At 43.1% G+C, this 18,482-nt stretch carries 10 protein-coding genes; 6 read left to right on the forward strand and 4 right to left on the reverse strand.

Annotated elements, in window-relative coordinates:
- Positions 1–51: 51 nt before the first annotated feature.
- Positions 52–2,082, forward strand: coding sequence for an agmatine deiminase family protein (locus tag IH597_03075; GenBank protein ID MBE0661426.1), 2,031 nt, complete (start codon positions 52–54; stop codon positions 2,080–2,082).
- A 240-nt stretch (positions 2,083–2,322) separates the two neighbouring features.
- Here IH597_03075 and IH597_03080 read toward each other — a convergent pair whose 3' ends face one another.
- Both IH597_03080 and IH597_03085 read right to left on the reverse strand, forming a co-directional pair.
- A complete protein-coding gene (locus IH597_03080) occupies positions 2,323–3,075 on the reverse strand; it encodes a DUF481 domain-containing protein (GenBank protein ID MBE0661427.1) in 753 nt (250 codons plus the stop codon).
- 87 nt (positions 3,076–3,162) lie between these two features.
- A complete protein-coding gene (locus IH597_03085) occupies positions 3,163–5,337 on the reverse strand; it encodes a S46 family peptidase (protein ID MBE0661428.1) in 2,175 nt (724 codons plus the stop codon).
- A 432-nt stretch (positions 5,338–5,769) separates the two neighbouring features.
- Between IH597_03085 and IH597_03090 the strand changes: the two genes are divergently transcribed.
- Positions 5,770–6,807, forward strand: coding sequence for a DUF2183 domain-containing protein (locus IH597_03090; GenBank protein MBE0661429.1), 1,038 nt, complete (start codon positions 5,770–5,772; stop codon positions 6,805–6,807).
- A gap of 5 nt (positions 6,808–6,812) precedes the next feature.
- Complete coding sequence (locus IH597_03095) at positions 6,813–7,700, forward strand: NAD(+)/NADH kinase (GenBank protein MBE0661430.1); 888 nt, start codon at positions 6,813–6,815, stop codon at positions 7,698–7,700.
- Between the two features lie 53 nt (positions 7,701–7,753).
- Here IH597_03095 and IH597_03100 read toward each other — a convergent pair whose 3' ends face one another.
- Positions 7,754–9,379, reverse strand: coding sequence for a Zn-dependent hydrolase (locus IH597_03100; protein ID MBE0661431.1), 1,626 nt, complete (start codon positions 9,377–9,379; stop codon positions 7,754–7,756).
- Positions 9,380–9,615: 236 nt separating this feature from the next.
- Between IH597_03100 and IH597_03105 the strand changes: the two genes are divergently transcribed.
- Positions 9,616–10,149, forward strand: a complete 534-nt coding sequence (locus IH597_03105) for a YceI family protein (protein MBE0661432.1) — start codon at positions 9,616–9,618, stop codon at positions 10,147–10,149.
- 269 nt (positions 10,150–10,418) lie between these two features.
- Positions 10,419–12,842, forward strand: a complete 2,424-nt coding sequence (locus tag IH597_03110; GenBank protein MBE0661433.1) for a TonB-dependent receptor — start codon at positions 10,419–10,421, stop codon at positions 12,840–12,842.
- Positions 12,843–12,849: 7 nt separating this feature from the next.
- On the opposite strand, the gene IH597_03115 is transcribed toward IH597_03110, so the two are convergent.
- The gene (locus IH597_03115) at positions 12,850–13,737 is read right to left on the reverse strand and encodes a CHAD domain-containing protein (GenBank protein ID MBE0661434.1); all 888 of its coding nucleotides are present in this window, start codon (positions 13,735–13,737) and stop codon (positions 12,850–12,852) included.
- Between the two features lie 298 nt (positions 13,738–14,035).
- On the opposite strand from IH597_03115, the gene IH597_03120 reads away from it, so the two are divergent.
- Positions 14,036–18,457, forward strand: a complete 4,422-nt coding sequence (locus IH597_03120) for a response regulator (GenBank protein ID MBE0661435.1) — start codon at positions 14,036–14,038, stop codon at positions 18,455–18,457.
- Positions 18,458–18,482 lie beyond the last annotated feature (25 nt).

Genomic DNA, 18,482 nt, shown 5'->3' on the forward strand with positions numbered 1-18,482 from the left:
AAAGCTTTATGTTTACTTTTGCACAGATATGATTTAATGCCACAATCTTATATGAAAAAGACTATTACCCTGCTGCTGACACTATTGGCAGTGTTTACCGGTTTGAATGAATTAAAGGCACAGTATCCCGAGTGGAACGATCCCAATAGTTTGCCGAAATGGATGACAGCAGAGGAAGAACTTCGCCGCCACGAAATCGGAATTGGCACTGAGCAAACGCTATCGCCTCCGGGCCCTATCCGCAATATTTCGGAGTTTGAACGTATGCAGGGAGCCATGGTTCGATACAATAATGGGCTTGGTGTTCCAACCAGCCTGATAGTAGCAATATCTCAGCACACCAAAGTCTATACTATTGCTGCGAACCAATCGCAACGAACAGCAGCATATAACTCCTACCAGGCCGCAGGTGCAAACATGAATAACTGTGATTTCATTATTGCAGGCACCAACTCTATTTGGACCCGGGATTATGGCCCGTTGTGGATCGTTAACGGAGACAACCAGATCAGCGTGCTCGATTTCCCCTACAACCGGCCCAGGCCGCTCGATAACGCGATACCCGGACATCTGGCCAATCACCTCGGGGTTCCGCTTTATGCTATGGGTGTGGTTCATACCGGTGGCAATTATATGTCAACAGGAGGGGGAAGCGCCGCTTCGACCGACCTTGTTTATGAAGAGAATGGCAATAATTCAACCTGGGTAAATCAACAAATGGAGGATTATGCCGGAATAGAAAACTATCATGTAACCATTGACCCGCAGGGTGAATATATTAAGCACATTGATTGCTGGGCAAAATTTCTTGACGTAGACAAGATTCTCATTGCAGAAGTTCCCCCATCAAATCCGCAATATTCGGCCTATGAACAGGTTACCATGTACTTTGCCAACCAGTTAAGCCCCTATGGAACACCCTACCAGATTTTCCGTGTTTATTCACCAAACGGACAACCTTACACCAATTCCCTGATACTTAACCACAGGGTTTATGTACCCACGGTGAATTCCACCCATGATGCGGCCGCACTGGCTGCTTACCAGCAGGCATTGCCGGGTTATGAAGTTATGGGTTTTTACTCATCCAGTTGGCAATCCACAGATGCATTGCATTGCCGCGTGAAGGAAATTGCTGATATCGGGATGCTCTCGGTCAGACATGTACCCCTGCAAGGCTTGTTTGATTACCAATCTGAATTTGAGATTGAAGCCGAGATTATAGCACATAGCGGACAAACTATCTATGCTGACTCACTTTTTATCATTTTCAAAACAAATGCCGGCGACTTTGATACAGTTCCGCTTTATCATGCACAGGATCATACATTTACCGGTATGTTGCCCGTTACACCTGGTGATACATTGATTACTTATTACCTTTCCGCCGCCGATGCTTCAGGCCGCAAAGAAACCTGGCCATTGATTGGCGCAGCGGGTGCCCGTTCATTCCAGGTTACCATGCCACCCGACATCGTTGTAATGCCAGATTCTCTCTTGTTTGAAAACATTGAACAAGCTTTCTGGTATGGAGTTGAACTCACCATTAACAATCCGTCTTCGGTTGAGTTATCGGTTCAGGACATGATAATCTATAACAACTCCTGTTATTTCGAACCCCAACCTGTACTTCCCTATACTATTCAGCCCGGTGAATCTATGATTACAACCGTGTTCCTTACTCCAGGTGTTGCTATAAGACCAGATCTTTTTCTTTACGATTCAATTTATGTAGTAAGCGATTTAGCAACACATATGGTTCCTGTATGGGTAAATCCTGATTTACTTGGAAGTGTTCATGATATAGACCCTATAATCAGCGCTTTTAACACGTTTCCCAATCCTTTTACATCGCAAATTAGCTTTGGGTTTACCCTGAAAGAAAGCAGCCATGTAAACCTGGAAATATTCGATCTGCAAGGCAGAAAGATCATTTCGTTGCTAGATGAACCCAAATCAGCCGGTCAGCACCAAATCATCTGGGATGACAGAACCAGTGCAAATTTGCCCGAAGGCGTTTTCATGGCCCGGATCATTGCCAGAAACCACGTGTTCACCAGAAAGATTGTTTTGACGAAGTAAAATCGTTCCGGATTCAAAGTTCAAAATTCAAGGTTCCAGGTCTCTAGTTACTGGTTACTGGTTGCTTGTTTCTGGTAGCTGGTAACTTGATTTGGGTCAAACAATTGTCATACTGTTGTAATACAATTGTTGCTGATTGATTATCTCCTCATGTCTCCTTCTTTCCATCTTTCAATCTCTCCGTCTCTTTGTCTCTCCGTCCCTCGCCCCACGCTCCACGCCCCACGCTCTTGTCTCTTCTCAAAACCTCACCTCCAACCCATTCCTAACCGAATAAACTGTGTGCTTAATTCCGGGCGGCGGATCGCTGTCATTGAGGAGGTTGAAATTTACCGAAAGCCCCACAATTTTAGTAATCCTGAATTTTAAACTGGTTTGAAGCATAATGCGGTGGTCACTGAAATCATTGATCAGTGGCTGGAAGTACATGATATTGTTCATGGAAACATGATCGTTTACTTTCCAGTTATAAGCCACATAACTGCTGATACGGTGGTTAATCTGGCTTTCTTTTGCCTCTACGATCAGTTCGTTTTCAAACATGTACAACGATGCCGCAAAGAGCTTGCTGTTTTCACTATTTAGCAACAGGAACCTGGGCCCGGTTCCCACAAGTTCACGGTGGTCAATCATTAATACCCGGTTATACTGACCTTGAGCGAAGGCTTCCCAGGTAAGCCATTTATTCAGGTCACGGTTATAGCGGAAGTGAATATGTCCGCTATTGTCGAAATCATTGTCGCCAGCACGGATCATACTCGCTCCGCCCAGCAGTATATAGGTGTTTTTGTTTCTTTTATGTTGCAGATGCAGGGCTGAGTTCAGGTCAAAAATCTGTTCCTGGTTCGAAGTGATGTTAAATGTTAAATCTGCTTTTCCTACCCAGCCCGAGGAATCCTGTACAATGCGTTGGCTCTCCACGTTCAGGATTTGTGAATAGAGGATACCTGAAGCAGCAAATAACTGAAAAAGAAGAAGAATCAGTCTGGTCATAATTTTAAAATTCAACCCCGGCAAGGTTTGGACTTGCCGGGGTTAATTGAACGTTTTAAACTCCCGTAAATTATGATAATCTGTGAATTACCTGATAATCGTCATTTCGTCAATGAGGCGTTGAGCGCCGGCAAACTTATCAATGATAAAGAGTACGTAGCGTGTGTCTACATTAATGGTCCGTTGCAATTCGGGTTCGAACGCAATATCGCCGCTCATGGCTTCCCAGTTACCATCAAAAGCAATACCGATCAGATGGCCATCAGCATTTATAACCGGGCTACCTGAGTTTCCACCGGTGATATCATGATTGGTAAGGAAGTTCACATACAGCACGCCGTCTTTGCCATAGGGTCCAAAATCCTTGTTTTCATACAATTCTTTAAGTTTGGGATGAACGATGAACTCATCGTTGCTGGGGTCTTCCTTGTCCATGACGCCTGCAAGAGTTGTCAGGTAATCGTAATGAACCGCATCGGCAGGGTAATAGTCGAGCACCTGTCCGTAACTCAAGCGTATGGTAGAGTTTGCATCGGCAAAGTAAATTTTCTCAGGATTCATCTCACGCAGCGCGGCAATCCATAGTTTCTCAGCTTTTGAAACCATGCCCTGGCCTTTGCCAAAGTTCCCGGAGGCTTTCATTGATAATTCCCGTATTTGTTTCTGAGCCGTAAAAAGCGGATCATTATCAATATCACGCAGGCGTGGCTTTGCCAGGAATTTCTCAAGTGCCTCTGGTGAAGTTAAGATAGATTTCGCATAAATTTCTTTGGCGTAGCTTAGGAAATTGCCCTGATGGTTCTTAATCACATCATCAAAAAATGCAGGACGCCATGGCTCAGCAAGGTTAAAAAATACCATTTCCATCATAGCGGCAAAAAGACTGACATCGGTGTTATAGTCCATATTTTCAAAATGGCTGGAAGCCCTGGCGCGAAGTTTTGTAGCAGCTTCTTCAATGGCCTCCTTGTTTTTGCGGTCTTTTTCGAGCACTGTTCTCATTTCACTTAGTGAACTGGCAAAACCAACACTGGATGGCCCCATAGCAGCAAGGTTCAGATACATGGTGGGTAAAACATCAGCGGCCATAAGTCCGTATCCTTCCTGCATCTTCGAAAGCACTTCGCCATATTTTTCATTGGCTTCTGGGTTGTTTTCCAGCCACTGATTGAACGCTTCTTCAATTTCCTGTTTCTGACTATAAACATCAAGGCGTTTCAGCCCTCGGGTCTGACCCAGGTAATATTTCCAGCCATTGGCAAGGCTCGAGTAAGTAGATGCATATTGAATGCGAATAGCAGGATCGAGGTCCATATGTGTTTTCATGGTTTCGAGCCGGCGTTCAAGAATTTTTACCAGCAAGGGCTGGAAATGCTCAACATTATACTCAACGCCGTATGATGTAAGATAGCGGCTTGTGCGTCCCGGAAATCCCCATATCATGCTGAAGTCTTCGCGTTCAACACCTTTGATTGAAACCGGCAGGTGGTGTTTGGGTTTCATAGGAATATTTTCTTTTGCGTACTTAGCCGGCGAACCATCGGGGGCTGTGAAGATACGAAGCACTGTAAAATCACCTGTATGACGTGGCCACATCCAGTTGTCAGTGTCTCCACCAAATTTGCCAATGGAAGAAGGGGGCGCACCAACCAACCTTACATCACGATAGGTCTGATAAACCAGCATGTAGTACTCATTGCCGGCATAAAATGGCTTTACGGTTACATCGTACTTGCCCTCTTCAGCATTTTCTTCTTTTAATTCCTGGATTACCTTTCGTATGGCTGCCTGGCGGTCGGAATCGCTCATATCAGCAGTAACATCAGCGAGTACCCTGGTGGTTACATCTTCCATTCTTACAAGGATTGAAGCAGTCATGCCCTCGTTGGGAAGTTCTTCTTCATAGCTCATGGCCCAGAATCCATCGGTGAGGTAATCAAATTCTACCGAACTGTGCTGCTGAATTTGCCCGTAAGCGCAATGGTGGTTCGTAAACAAAAGCCCGTTTGGTGAAACAATTTCGGCGCTACAGAAAAAGCCTTCGGGGGCGCCTCCGCTTGAAAGGCCGACGATGGCATCCTTTAGACTTGCGTTGTTGAGGCTGTATAGCTCTTCGGCCGTGAGCCTGAGACCCATATTCTGCATATCAGAATAAATATAATCCTTAAAAAACATGGGAACCCACATTCCCTCATCAGCACGAAGCTGGAAATTGAACGCTAGCATGAGTGCAAGCGTCAGCAATAGAAATTGTTTTTTCATGTGTGAAGTATGAATATTAAAAGATAAATAAATGGTTCTGAGAACGAAAAGTAGGATCAGTACTACAATTTCGTGCCAAAGTTACAAGTTCTTATCGGATATGGGTTTGGCCGATGCTGATAAATTTTGCCGGCAATCATAAACGTTCAGAATCGTTCATGGCAGTGTGCGGTAATGAACATGAACAGATTCAGACAAAATGGGTTTAGTAAGTAGAGTTATTTAACATAGAGCATCTTTAATCTAGCCAATTAAGATTGAGTCCACTCCGAAAAGTAAATCTACCCCTAAATCCCCTAAAGGGGACTTCCACAAATTGCTGATATTTAGCGTTTCCCCTTTAGGGGTCAGGGGTTAGAAACGATAAAAATCAGCAATTTGTGACTTTTCGGAGTGGACTCAAGATTTAAATATGAATAAATAGGATTTTTAATGTTTATCAGGATTATTACTTTCCCCTTCCGATATCTTTTTGCCAGGCTTAAAAAGAGTATTGGAAAACTTGACACACTTAAGATTGAGCCATTGTATGCCTTTGGAAACGAGAAAGAAATGTTTTTTAAGGCCAGGGTTGTAGAGTCGTACAGGCAAAGTAGACCATCGGCAAATAAAAATTACTTTCAGAATTTACTTGCTGCTATAAGGCGTTATGCAGGAAGCAGTGTGCCCAATGCCAAAGTTGAAGTAAGCTATCATCTTCAGAACATAATTCTGGAAAGCGATGCCGAAGGCATCATTAGTTGCACTTTCAAACACGCAGTTGAAACCATCCCGGAAAATGATTTTATCATTTGCCACCTCCTCCCTGAAGAAGGGGTCAGGCCGGAAAGAGATCATGTAAAAAGCCAGGTACTCAGGTACCATTCCCGGCACCCGATTGGAATAATTTCTGATATTGATGATACGGTATTGATCTCGCACGCCACCATGATTGGTAAAAAGTTCTGGCTTTCCATTTCAAAAAATGCTTATACTCGCAGGCCTTTCCCAGGGGTGAGCGAATTTTATAAAGCATTGTCAGATAATAATACAAATCCATTTTTTTACGTGTCCAGCAGTGATTGGAATCTTTATGACCTGATCAGGGATTTTTTAAATTATCGCGACATACCTGCCGGCCCTTTGTTGCTTAAGGATTTACACGTAGACCTGCGTAACATCTGGAAATCGGGAGGTGGCAGCCACCAACATAAACTGGAAAAGATCAACATGATCCTTGAATTGTATCCGGGCATGAAATTCATTTTAATTGGCGACAGTGGTCAACATGATCCAGAGCTATATGCCGAGATCATAGAAAAACATCCGGGTCAGATTAAAGCAGTTTATATCAGGGAAATAAGAATAATCAAAGACCAGCGAAGAAAACTTCTGGAAGCGAAACTGAGAGATCCTGCCGGGCCCGGGATCGTTTTTGTAAAAAACACGGAGCAGGCAATTCAGCATGCCCGAAATCATGGAATAATTTAAACGAAATGTCAACAAAAAATATTCTTTATATAATAAATCCCAATTCAGGCGAATGGATTAACTACGAGGATGTCCTGGAAAAGATCAAAGTCAGCTTGAATGATAGTTCTTTGGAAGTAATAAAAACAACCGGAAACCATGACTCGGTAGAAATAAAAGTCAAGCTATCCGAAAAAAAGTGGGACGCTGTGCTGGTTGGCGGTGGCGATGGCACAATAAAGCTGGTGGCTGAGGCAGTGGCAGGTGTGAACATCCCTATTGGGATCATACCGTTGGGATCCGCAAATGGGTTGGCCCGATGCCTGGCCATCCTTAATGTTGAAGATGCGATAATTGCGGTTAAAACCGGGAAAATCAAAATGCTGGATACAGTTGAAATTAATGAACACACCTGCCTGCACCTGAGCGATTTTGGGCTTAATGCCGGAATGATCAGGAAATTTGAAGAAGATGATGAAAGAGGAATGCTTAGCTATTTTAAGAATTCCCTGCTACAAATTTTCGACATGAAACCATACTCCTTCGTGATCAGTATAAATGGGAAGCAAACAGCAATCGAAGCCAGGATGTTGGTTATTGCCAATGGTGATAAATACGGAACAGGTGCAATTATCAACCCCCTGGCTAAGATGGATGATGGTAAAATGGAAATCATTGCTCTAAACCCGGTTGGGGTGGCCGACATGGTTACACTCTCATTCGATTTTTTCCGGGGAACCATTCATGAGTCTGCGTTGGTAAAGATCTGGCAGGGCACAGAAGCCGAAATCCAAAATCCTGACGGAGCCGAATTTCAAATTGACGGAGAAATCATTGAAACGCCGAAAAAGATTAAAATTACCTGCAAACCACGAAAGATCAGCTTTTTCGTTCCGGAAGTGAAAGCGCCATAAAAAAGCCTGACAGGTTTTGTAATCTGCCAGGCCTTTAAATGTGAAGAATTCAATTACAATCCCAATACGTCTTTCCCCTGTTTGAACACAATGTCAACAGGAAGTCCGGTTGCATTTACCCTGTCAAGGTCTTTACGCAGTTGGTCTGTCATTACTCCGTCAGTTTCCACGAGGTTTTTGGCGGCATCATAATCACCATCGCCCTGGATAGTAAGGATATTTTCCACCTGCGAAATAACCGCGGCTTTCATTTCTTCAAAGTTCACTTTATAAGTTCCATCTTCCTGGAGAATGAAAGCCCCGTTGCGTTCGAAATATTTCAGGTTAAGCATGTTTGCTTTGCCATGAGCGCTTGCTGCACCAAAGCGGCTGGATCGGAAAATACCAGCAAAAAAAGTAACGTAGTTATTCATTACTTCCCCGCTTGTAATTTCGCCCATTTCATAAAGCCTAGTAACCAGATAGAGCCCCATGATATCAGCTTTGGCTTCCTCAATGGATGAATAATATTCCCGTAGCGCTTCGCGTGCAGGGCCTTTGCCGGTGATGGTGTTTTTAACACCCATGCCATGCGAAACTTCATGAAAGGTGGTGTTCTCAAAAAACGCATCAAAAGTGACATATTTCCGCTGGCTCTCATCAATAAGCATGTTTGAAATCGGAACCAGGATTTCGTCAAACTTTGCCTTCATCGAATTCTTGAGCTGCAGTTTACGGCTTCCAACGGCCAGGTGAATTTCAGGATCATTGGGTAAATTAATGGCGATTGTTTTACTTCCGGCATTGCAGTCGCCGGCATAATACAACGCATAATACACGTTCATGTCGGCATCGCTGCCTGGGGTCTCAGCCTTGTAGGCCGGGTCAACCGGTAGGCCTGCCTGAAGATCGGGCAGCATGGCATTGAATTTCTCAAGCTGTGCGCTCCATTCCAGGTCTTTCACAAGTACAAATGATTCGTGTGCTGCCTTGTAGCCAAATAGCCGGTCTTCATAATTTTCAATGGGTCCGATCACAAAATCAATGTTCGAGGTTTTCATTTCCATCCAAGCAAAATCGCTGGGCTGGTAATCATTGTTAAGTAAAGCATCGGCGCGGCTGAGAAGATAATTTTTTAACCCTTCGTTTTCGGCAAGCTCGGCTGCCCTGCGCATGAATCCGGCAGCTTTTTCATGCTGTTCCTTGTAAGCAACTGAGTAAGGGACTGTGATAAGCTTGCCGTTTTCATCGCGGCGCAAAAGCGTGTAAAGGCTTGTTTTTGTAGTATCCTGCAGTTGCTCAAATTCTTCGGCCGTCATATCAGTGGGATAGAAATTTGCGCTTAATGGTTTCGGCCCATAACCGGCAATAAATGGATTGTTTCCATCCAACCGATCCCAGGGGCCATAATTGATCATAGCAAACTGTCTGGCATATTCATCTTCAATTTTTGCCAGCAAGGCATCTTTATCGCCATAAGCCTGGCTCCAGAAAATATCATCCATGATGTTGGCGGCATCAATGAGCAAACTAATGATTTCGCGTTCGTTCGGGCTGAGCCACGAAAGGTCGGCCTTAAGCTCAACCAGGTGATACTTTGCAACTAAATCCTTCATGGGGTCTTTGGTTTCGGTGGTGCAGGCTGCCCATGCCAGAAAGAGCGCAAACAGCAATGCTAGGGTGAGATTTTTACGTAACATGTTCTTTTTCTTTATGGTTAATGATAAGATTCGTTATTGCAAATGTAAATAATATTCAGGCTGGTTAAAATATTTTCCTTCTCAAATTACCCGGAAGAAATATAGCTATTCAACATTTTAACAGTTTTATTGTTATGGTTAGTAATGATTTAAGAAGGTTCCAAGTAAATTTTCAACCTGGAACCAAATTTAATGATTTCAATAAAAAAGCATAATAAATTAAACAGAAACTATTTATGAGTACTACTAAATGGGTGTTGGATCCAACCCACAGCGAAATTCAATTCAAGGTGAAACACCTGAAGATAACTACTGTAACAGGCTACTTTCGTGAGTTCAGTGCTTCAGCCGAAAGCGATGATGCCAACTTCAGCAACACTAAGGTTTCTTTTGAAGCCAAAACCGCCTCTGTTGATACCAATAATGCCGACCGCGACAATCACCTGAGAAAAGCCGATTTCTTTGAATCAGACAAATATCCTGTACTAAAATTCCAGTCAAAAGAGATGAAGAGTGCAGGTGACGAAACTTTTAAACTTTCCGGGAATTTGACAATCAAAGATGTTACCAATCCCGTCACGTTGGATGTTGAATTTGGAGGTACAAATAAAGACCCCTGGGGTAACGAAAAAGCCGGCTTCAGTCTGAGCGGGAAAATCAATCGCAAGGACTGGGGTCTGAACTGGAACACTGCCCTTGAAACCGGCGGTGTGCTTGTGAGTGACGAAGTCAGGATTTTCTGTGAGATTCAGTTAGTGAAACAAGCCTGATTTGCAGCAAACCTTTCAAAGGAAAAAACTTTAATCTTGGATCGATGCCGTGGCCCTAAGGATTATTTAATCCCCGGGGCCATTTCTTTTTGGCGCACATTTTGATCTCATTGCGGTTTATTGTGAACTTTGCACAAAATAACTTCTTCAAAATTTATTGATCATTGAAATTTTAACTGCCTTAGAGCAATAACAAACAGTTTTATTTATAGACCTACTTGCGGAGCAATGAGGACTGAAACTGTTTGATTAAAGCCGAAATCACTTTGATGAAAAAACTAACATTATTCTTGACTTTGATCTGCGCAGTGCTGGCTGCTAATGCTCAACTCATTACACTCAAAGATGCCAAAACTGGCCAGCCCATTGAAATGGCCACACTTGCAAGTGAGAACCCCAGGGCTTTTACAATTACAAATACAAAAGGGCAGGCCGATATCTCAGCATTCAAGGGCGCTGAAAAAATTGAGATCAGGGCATTGGGGTTTAAACCCGCAATAAAAAGCTACGCGCTTATTGAATCCAAGTCTTTTATCATTTCATTGCTTACTTCGGAAGTCAGCCTTAGCGAAGTAGTTATTTCAGCAACCCGCCTGAGCCAGGAATCTAAAGATGTTCCTTCAAGGATTACAAGCATTCCTGCACGGGAAATAGCATTGCAAAATCCTCAGACTGCCGCAGATTTGCTGGCCACATCTGGAGAGGTTTTCATACAGAAAAGCCAGCAGGGTGGCGGAAGCCCGATGATAAGAGGATTTGCAGCCAACCGCCTGCTTTATACAATTGATGGCGTAAGAATGAACACAGCTATTTTCAGGGGTGGGAACCTTCAGAATGTCATCTCACTTGATCCGTTTGCCATTGAGAACACAGAAGTGTTCTTCGGCCCAGGCTCAGTGATCTATGGCAGCGATGCCATTGGAGGAGTAATGTCTTTCCAGACATTGACGCCAATTCCAGGAGACGACAGCGATGAACCCTTGATAAGCGGCAACGCGGTGATGCGATATTCTTCGGCCAACAATGAAAAAACCGGGCATTTTGATGTCAGTATAGGTTGGAATAAATGGGCGGCAGTCACTAGTTTTACAAGCTCTGACTATGGCGATCTGAAGATGGGATCACATGGACCTGATGAATACCTGCGCAGATTTTATGTGAGGCGCATGGATAGTGTTGACCGGGTAATCGCGAACAATGACCCACTGGTTCAGAAACCAACCGGCTATTCGCAGATCAACCTGATGCAAAAACTAAGGTTCAAACCAAATGAAACCTGGGATTTTCAATATGGTTTTCATTTTTCGGAAACCTCATCCTACTCACGTTACGACAGATTGATCGAAAACCAGGCAAACGGTTTGCCCCAATCTGCAGTGTGGAATTATGGTCCGCAAAAATGGATGATGAACCTGCTTTCGGTTTCGCATCGTAAGGAAAACTTTTTTTTTAACGAATTTTCGATTCGGGTAGCCCAACAATATTTTGAAGAAAGTCGCATTGACAGGAATTTCAGCGGAGGAAACAGGTTCAGGTTGCGAACGCAACAGGAGGAAGTTCAAGCCTTTTCAGTAAATGCAGACTTTGAAAAGCAAGTGAATGAAGACAAGTTTTACTATGGGATCGAAGCAATACGAAATGACGTAAATTCTTTGGGATCGGCAATTGATATAAGAAACAACAACGCAATTGCTACGCCCGACCGCTACCCGCAATCAACCTGGAGCTCCTATGCCGGATATATAAATTATCAGCGCAAGGTGTCAGATTTTTTGATTGCCCAGGCGGGGATCCGGTATAGCTGGTATTCCATCCATTCTGATTTTACCAGGCACCTTGAGTTTTTTCCGTTTGATTTCAAAACTTCCCGGCTCAGCAACAATGCAATTTCCGGAAGCCTGGGAGCCGTTTATATCCCTTCGGAATCATGGAAGCTCAGCATAAATGCCTCAACCGGTTTCAGGGCGCCGAATGTAGATGATATCGGGAAAATTTTTGATTTTGCTGCCGGCGACGTGATTGTGCCGAATACCAACCTGAAAGCTGAATATGCTTACAATGCAGAAATTAACATTGCCCGGGTTTTTGGCGAATGGGTGAAACTTGATTTAAGCGCTTATTATACCCAATTGCAAAATGCGCTGGTGCGGAGGGAGTTCAAGGTAAACGGACAGGACAGCATCATGTACAATGGTATCATGAGCAAGGTTTTTGCAATTCAAAATGCGGCCAATGCCAATGTGTATGGTTTCCATGCTGGGGTTGAGATTAAATTACCTGATGGTTTTGGCATTTCTTCACGCTACAACTATCAGAAAGGAATTGAGGAAATGGATGATGGCACCGAAAGCAGATCGCGCCATGCAGCGCCGGCCTATGGGGTCACACGGTTAACTTATTCGTACCAGCAACTGAGAATGCAGGTGTATGCCATGTACAGCGCAGAAATCAGTTATGAAAGCCTGAACGAGGAAGAAAAGCAAAAGCCTGTGCTTTACGCTAAAGATGCTGAAGGCAATCCGTATTCACCTTCATGGTACACAATCAATTTCAAAGCCATGTATCAGATTACCGATAATCTTTCGGTGAGCGCCGGATTGGAAAATATAACTGATCAGCGCTATCGCCCTTACAGCTCTGGCATTGTGGCACCGGGAAGGAATTTCATACTGTCGCTAAAGGCAAATTTCTGAACTGAGGTTACTTCCAGTATGCCTTCAGTCTATTACCAACAGAGGAAGGTTTTTCGGTATAAATCTTTGATCCAAGGATTAAGCTTGCTTTTTCAAGCCGCTTCTTTCTGAGCCTTATACTTGATTTCAGGTTGCTTACGATCTGTTTGTACTTGGGATCCGGATTCAAGGATTGAATGGAACTTTCGAGCAACACCAGGTCATGATGTTTTCCAAGGAGCTGACTCAGGTTCTGAACTTCTTTGGCCCATACCACCATTATTTCAGACCAGACGGGTGTAAGCACGACAAGATGGTACCAGAAATATTTAACCTGTTTGCGCCACTCATGCATGTTGTGATCGTCAGGATTTGTCTGAGTTAGATGGAAAAGGCGCATTCCTCTTTCATAAATGCGTTTTGCGCCGGAGCTGAATACTTCATCAGCATCGGCTGTGAATTCCCATTTAGTAATTTCTTCGCTTCGAACCTGCAGGGCTTTGATCACATCTGCCTTGATATTGCTTTCAATTATATTATCAAGCTGCTGCCTTCGCTGTAGTACTAAACTGTTTTTAAAATGGTTGAGGAAGGATTTTGCAGATTTTGTCCGGCGTGTTTTAATAAATCCTTTCAAGGTTTCAGCAATGGCTGTTAAATCGCGCAATTGAGATAAGGCTCGTGATTGGTCACGGTAAAAGACATTATACTCCTGATATAATTGTTTGCCAATACCGCTGCGACCCAAGCGTAAATAACTTCTCATCCGCTTAAAGCAAAGCCTGGCCTGGTGAATATTCTCATGAACATTGTGATCCCGCTGCAGGTATTGGATTGCCAGCTGGTTATAAAAAAACATGAGCCTGACCATGTTTTGGCCAAAGGATTCCCTGATATGTATATTTGGGTGTTTCAAAGCCGATTTTAAGATTTATGTTCAAAAGTACACAAAATCCAGAATTGTTTTAGGATGGGTTCTCCTGTGGAGCACAGCGGATAGTTTTGCAAGTGTTTATGATAATCAGGGTTTTCTTTATTATTATTTGAACACTTTTAACAGCATCCTCCAATCAAAACCCTTAATGAGTTGTTGAAAACACACAACGGTCGGGTTTCCATCTTCTAAAAGAACAAATTCATCAATTTATGCAAGGTTGAGCTAACATAGCTCCGGCATAATGCTCTTTTGGGCATGTGAAGTTAGCAAAGTGAAAATGAAGAATTATCAAGCGGTATACTTCTTACTATGGGCAGGTATCTTACTCTTTACCCTTGCTGCCTGCAATACAAATCCCAAGCCTGTAGGACAGAATGTTTTCTCAGTTTTTGATACTATAAATCCCCCTGTGCTAGTAGAAGCAGGTGATCCGGTTGTTTATCTTTTGAGTGACTATCCGCCTCCCCATATCATTGATCTTTCAACAAAACCAGCGCCTGTTAAACTACCGGCTGACTTTTTTATAAGCATGCAAAAGTTCAACACCGAACATGGTTTGGCTTTGAGCAGCATTCTCTGCGGGTTCAAAGATAAGGCCGGGAATCTCTGGTTTGGTACATCAGGGAATGGGGTGAGCAAATATGATGGTAAAAAGTTTACCAGTTATAATTCCTCACATGGATTGATCCATAACCTTATACGTAGTATTTCCGAAGACAGTGAAGGCAACATCTGGTTTGGAACCTATGGCGGGGTGAGCATTTATAATGGTATTTACTTTGAAAACCTGACGGTTGAACATGGCCTTGTTGATAATAATGTCAATAAAATACTAGAAGATAAAAGTGGCAATATCTGGATATCCACTTATAACGGATTAAGCAGGTACAACCCAAATGGAAAAGATGATGGAACTCCATTGATTAAGAATTATACCACAGATCATGGACTTACTGGAAACTTTGTTGACGACATACTTGAAGACAGCAAAGGAAATATATGGTTTGCTACTGAAAATGGTCTGTGCAGCTATGATGCCGAAGCAGAGACTAAAGGAAAAAAACCATTTGATGATTATTCCAGGTCCATAGGATTGGAAGGTCAAAGGGTGTTATGTTTAGCCGAAGACGAAGAAGGGATAATCTGGTTTGGTATCAATGAAGGATTAGTCAGATATGATCCTGACATTAAAGCAAGTGGTGAACTTGCTATATCAATCTATACAACCGAAAATGGACTTATAAGTAACAGAATCAGATGTATATTTTCAGATAGAAAGGGGAGTTTATGGTTAGGCACAAAGGAAGGCTTATCAGAATTCAGGATAGGAGATTCTTCTTTTGTGAACTATACGACTTTGCAGGGTCTGGCAAATAATGAAATCACCTGCATTACTGGGGACAACTCAGGCAGCCTTTGGATTGGCACCTGGGGCGGCGGACTGAGCAAGTATGATGGAAATGGAATTGTTGAGTTTGCTGCAAAACAAGGCTTGCCGGTTAAAACTGTGTATGCTGTATCTGAGGATAAGGATGGTAATTTGTGGATGGGCGGCAATGAAGGGGGAATAGCAAAGTTTGAGTTTGACTGGCATGAAAAAATTGAAAATATCTTGCCTGTCGGAAACGCTGGTTTTTTGAATTTTACTACGTCACAAGGATTCACTGATCAGGATGTTCTGGCCATGATCATTGATAAAAACGGCAGTCTGTGGTTTGGTTCGGATGATGGTTTGAGCAAATATGACGGGCGTTCCGTTATCACTTATAGCCCAAAACATGGATTGGTTGATAACAAAGTTGTAAGTCTTAAAGAAGACAGCAAAGGGAATATCTGGATCGGAACATTTGAAGGCGGCTTGAGCAGGTTTGATGGCAAATCGTTTAAAAATTACACCATTGAGCAGGGACTTGTGCACAATACTGTTTGGAACATTCATGAAGATAATTCGGGTGTGATATGGTTCGCAACAAGAGGTGGATTAAGCAGGTTCGATGGCGAAAACTTTATGAATTTTACAACAGCCCAGGGACTTCCCGACAATAAATTATCCATCGTAACACAAGATAAAACCGGCAACCTGCTTATTGGAAGTTGGGGTGGAGGTGTTTCAATAATCCGAAAAGAATGGTTGGAAATGTTGAGCCAGAGCGATTTTTCGCAAATCGGGAAAAACATTTTCAAAAATTACAACACAACGCACGGCCTTCCCAATGATGTGGTGTATGGTATTCTGGAAGATGATGATGGCAATATTATTATTGGCACGAGTAAAGGGATTACATTGCTTAAAGGCGGATTAAGTTCGGAAAGCGAAAAGATCGCAAAAGAAGGGGTGGAAAGCTTTAACCAACAAACAGGCTACCCGATAAAAGATGTCAGCAATAATTACAGTATGCTGGTTGACAGCCGTGGATATTTATGGGCCGGAACGGGAGATAAACTGCTGCGATTTGATTATAGAGAGGTTCGCAGAAATACCCAGGCTCCAAATGTGTTTATCCAGAACGTAAGCATAAATCATGATAAAATAAGTTGGCACAGCCTTCAAAGAGCCAGAGCCAGAGCCAAAGAAGGTCAACTAAGCGAATCCCCCCAAGCTACCAATGCTTATGTGCATAATGAATTAAATGTTTTCGGTAAGCGATTAAGTGAAAACGAACGCGATACCTTGATCGGTAAATTCAGTAAAATCCGCTTCGAACGCGTGAGCCCGTTCAATGCGATTCCCGAAAATCTGGTATTACCCTACACCCACAACAGTATTGGTTTTGATTTTGTGGCGATTGAAACCGCTAAACCGTTTTTGGTTCAGTACCAGTTTATGCTCGAAGGAAACGACAAGCTCTGGAGCGCGGTGAGCAACAATACCATGGCTGAGTATAACAATTTGAGGCAGGGAACTTATACCTTTAAACTCCGGGCCAAAAGTCCTGACGGTGTTTGGAGCGAACCGATCAGTTATAGTTTCAGAGTGCTGCCACCCTGGTGGTTTACCTGGTGGGCAATTATTTTATACATGTTATTGTTTTTCATGATCCTTTTTGGAATAAGACGCTATGAAATGAACAGAATCCTCCTTCGGAACCAACTGAAGCTGGAAAAAGTAACTACAGATTCGCTCCGGAATTTAGATCAATTGAAATCACACTTTTTTGCCAACATATCGCATGAATTCCGAACACCGCTCACACTGATTTTAGGACAAATTGAAAGTGTAATGACTTCAGGCATTGACACAAAGGAAAAAGGGAAACTCCAGGTTGCCAACCGCAACGCCAAACGATTGCTTACCCTCATCAATGAGTTGCTTGATTTATCGAAGCTTGAAGCCGGAAGCATGGAGCTTGCAGCAACACGCCAAAACATTGTCACGTTCCTTAAAAGTCTTTTCTATTCGTTTGAATCTCTCGCAGCCAGTAAACAAATTGAACTTGGCTTTGAATCGGAAGCCGATTACATTCCGGTGTCTTATGATCCCGATAAAATGGAAAAGGTATTTTATAACCTCATGTCAAATGCAATCAAATTTACACCTGAAAATGGAATGATCAACGTGACACTCGGCATAGAGCAAAATGATCGGGTTCTTATCCGTGTAAAAGACACAGGAATTGGAATTCCTGAAGACCGACTACCACACATATTCGATCGTTTTTACCAGGTGGATACTTCAAGCACCCGCGAATATGAAGGCACAGGAATCGGGTTAGCGCTGACCAAAGAACTGGTTGAGCTTCATAATGGGAAAATAAGGGTTAACAGCAGGGAGGGCAAAGGAACTGAATTTATCATTTCTCTTCCATACGATAGTAATGGTTCGGAAAAAAGAGAGGCTGCAAAACATTCAACAGAAGAGGTTTTCTCTATAAATATGGGCGATACACATAGAGCAACTGAACTCATCAATGATCCAGGTCACACGGAACTTAATGGGAACGATAGCCGCGAAATCATACTGCTTGTTGAAGACAATGCTGATATACGCAATTACATCCGCGAACAGCTTGAAGTCAATTATTTGGTAACAGAGGCCAGTGATGGCGAAGTGGGCATCAAAATGGCGCAGGACAATATACCCGACTTAATCATTTCGGATGTGATGATGCCCAAAATGGATGGCTACCAGTTTTGCAAAGCCATCAGGGCGGATGAAAAGACCAGCCATATACCAATAATAATGCTTACGGCCAGGGCGGGAATTGATGATAAAATTGAGGGTTTGGAAACAGGTGTGGATACCTATCTGACTAAACCTTTCAATGCCAGAGAGCTGAAAGCCAATGTTAAAAACCTGATTCTTCAGCGTATACAACTTCGCAAACGTTTCAGCAAATCCACCGTTATCAGGCCATCTGAGGTTTCCGCTGTTTCAGTTGACCAGGCCTTTCTGGAAAAGATTATGAATACCATTGAAACGCATTTTGAAGATGAACAGTTCTCGGTCGAAAGCCTTGCCGATCATGTCAATATGAGTGTTTCGCAACTTAACCGTAAACTCAATGCACTGATTGACCAGCCACCCGGTCAGTTGATCCGCTCTCTCCGTCTTCAAAGGGCGGCAGACCTGCTTGCACAAAAAGCCGGATCGGTTTCCGAAATTTGTTACAAAGTGGGCTTTAACGACAATGCCTATTTTTCACGCGCATTCAAAAAACAATTCGGTTGTAGCCCGTCGGAATACACTGTAGCGAATTAGCCTTAATCTATACTCCGATCCTATT

This window comes from Bacteroidales bacterium (genome assembly GCA_014860575.1).
GTDB lineage: Bacteria > Bacteroidota > Bacteroidia > Bacteroidales > JAAYJT01 > JAAYJT01.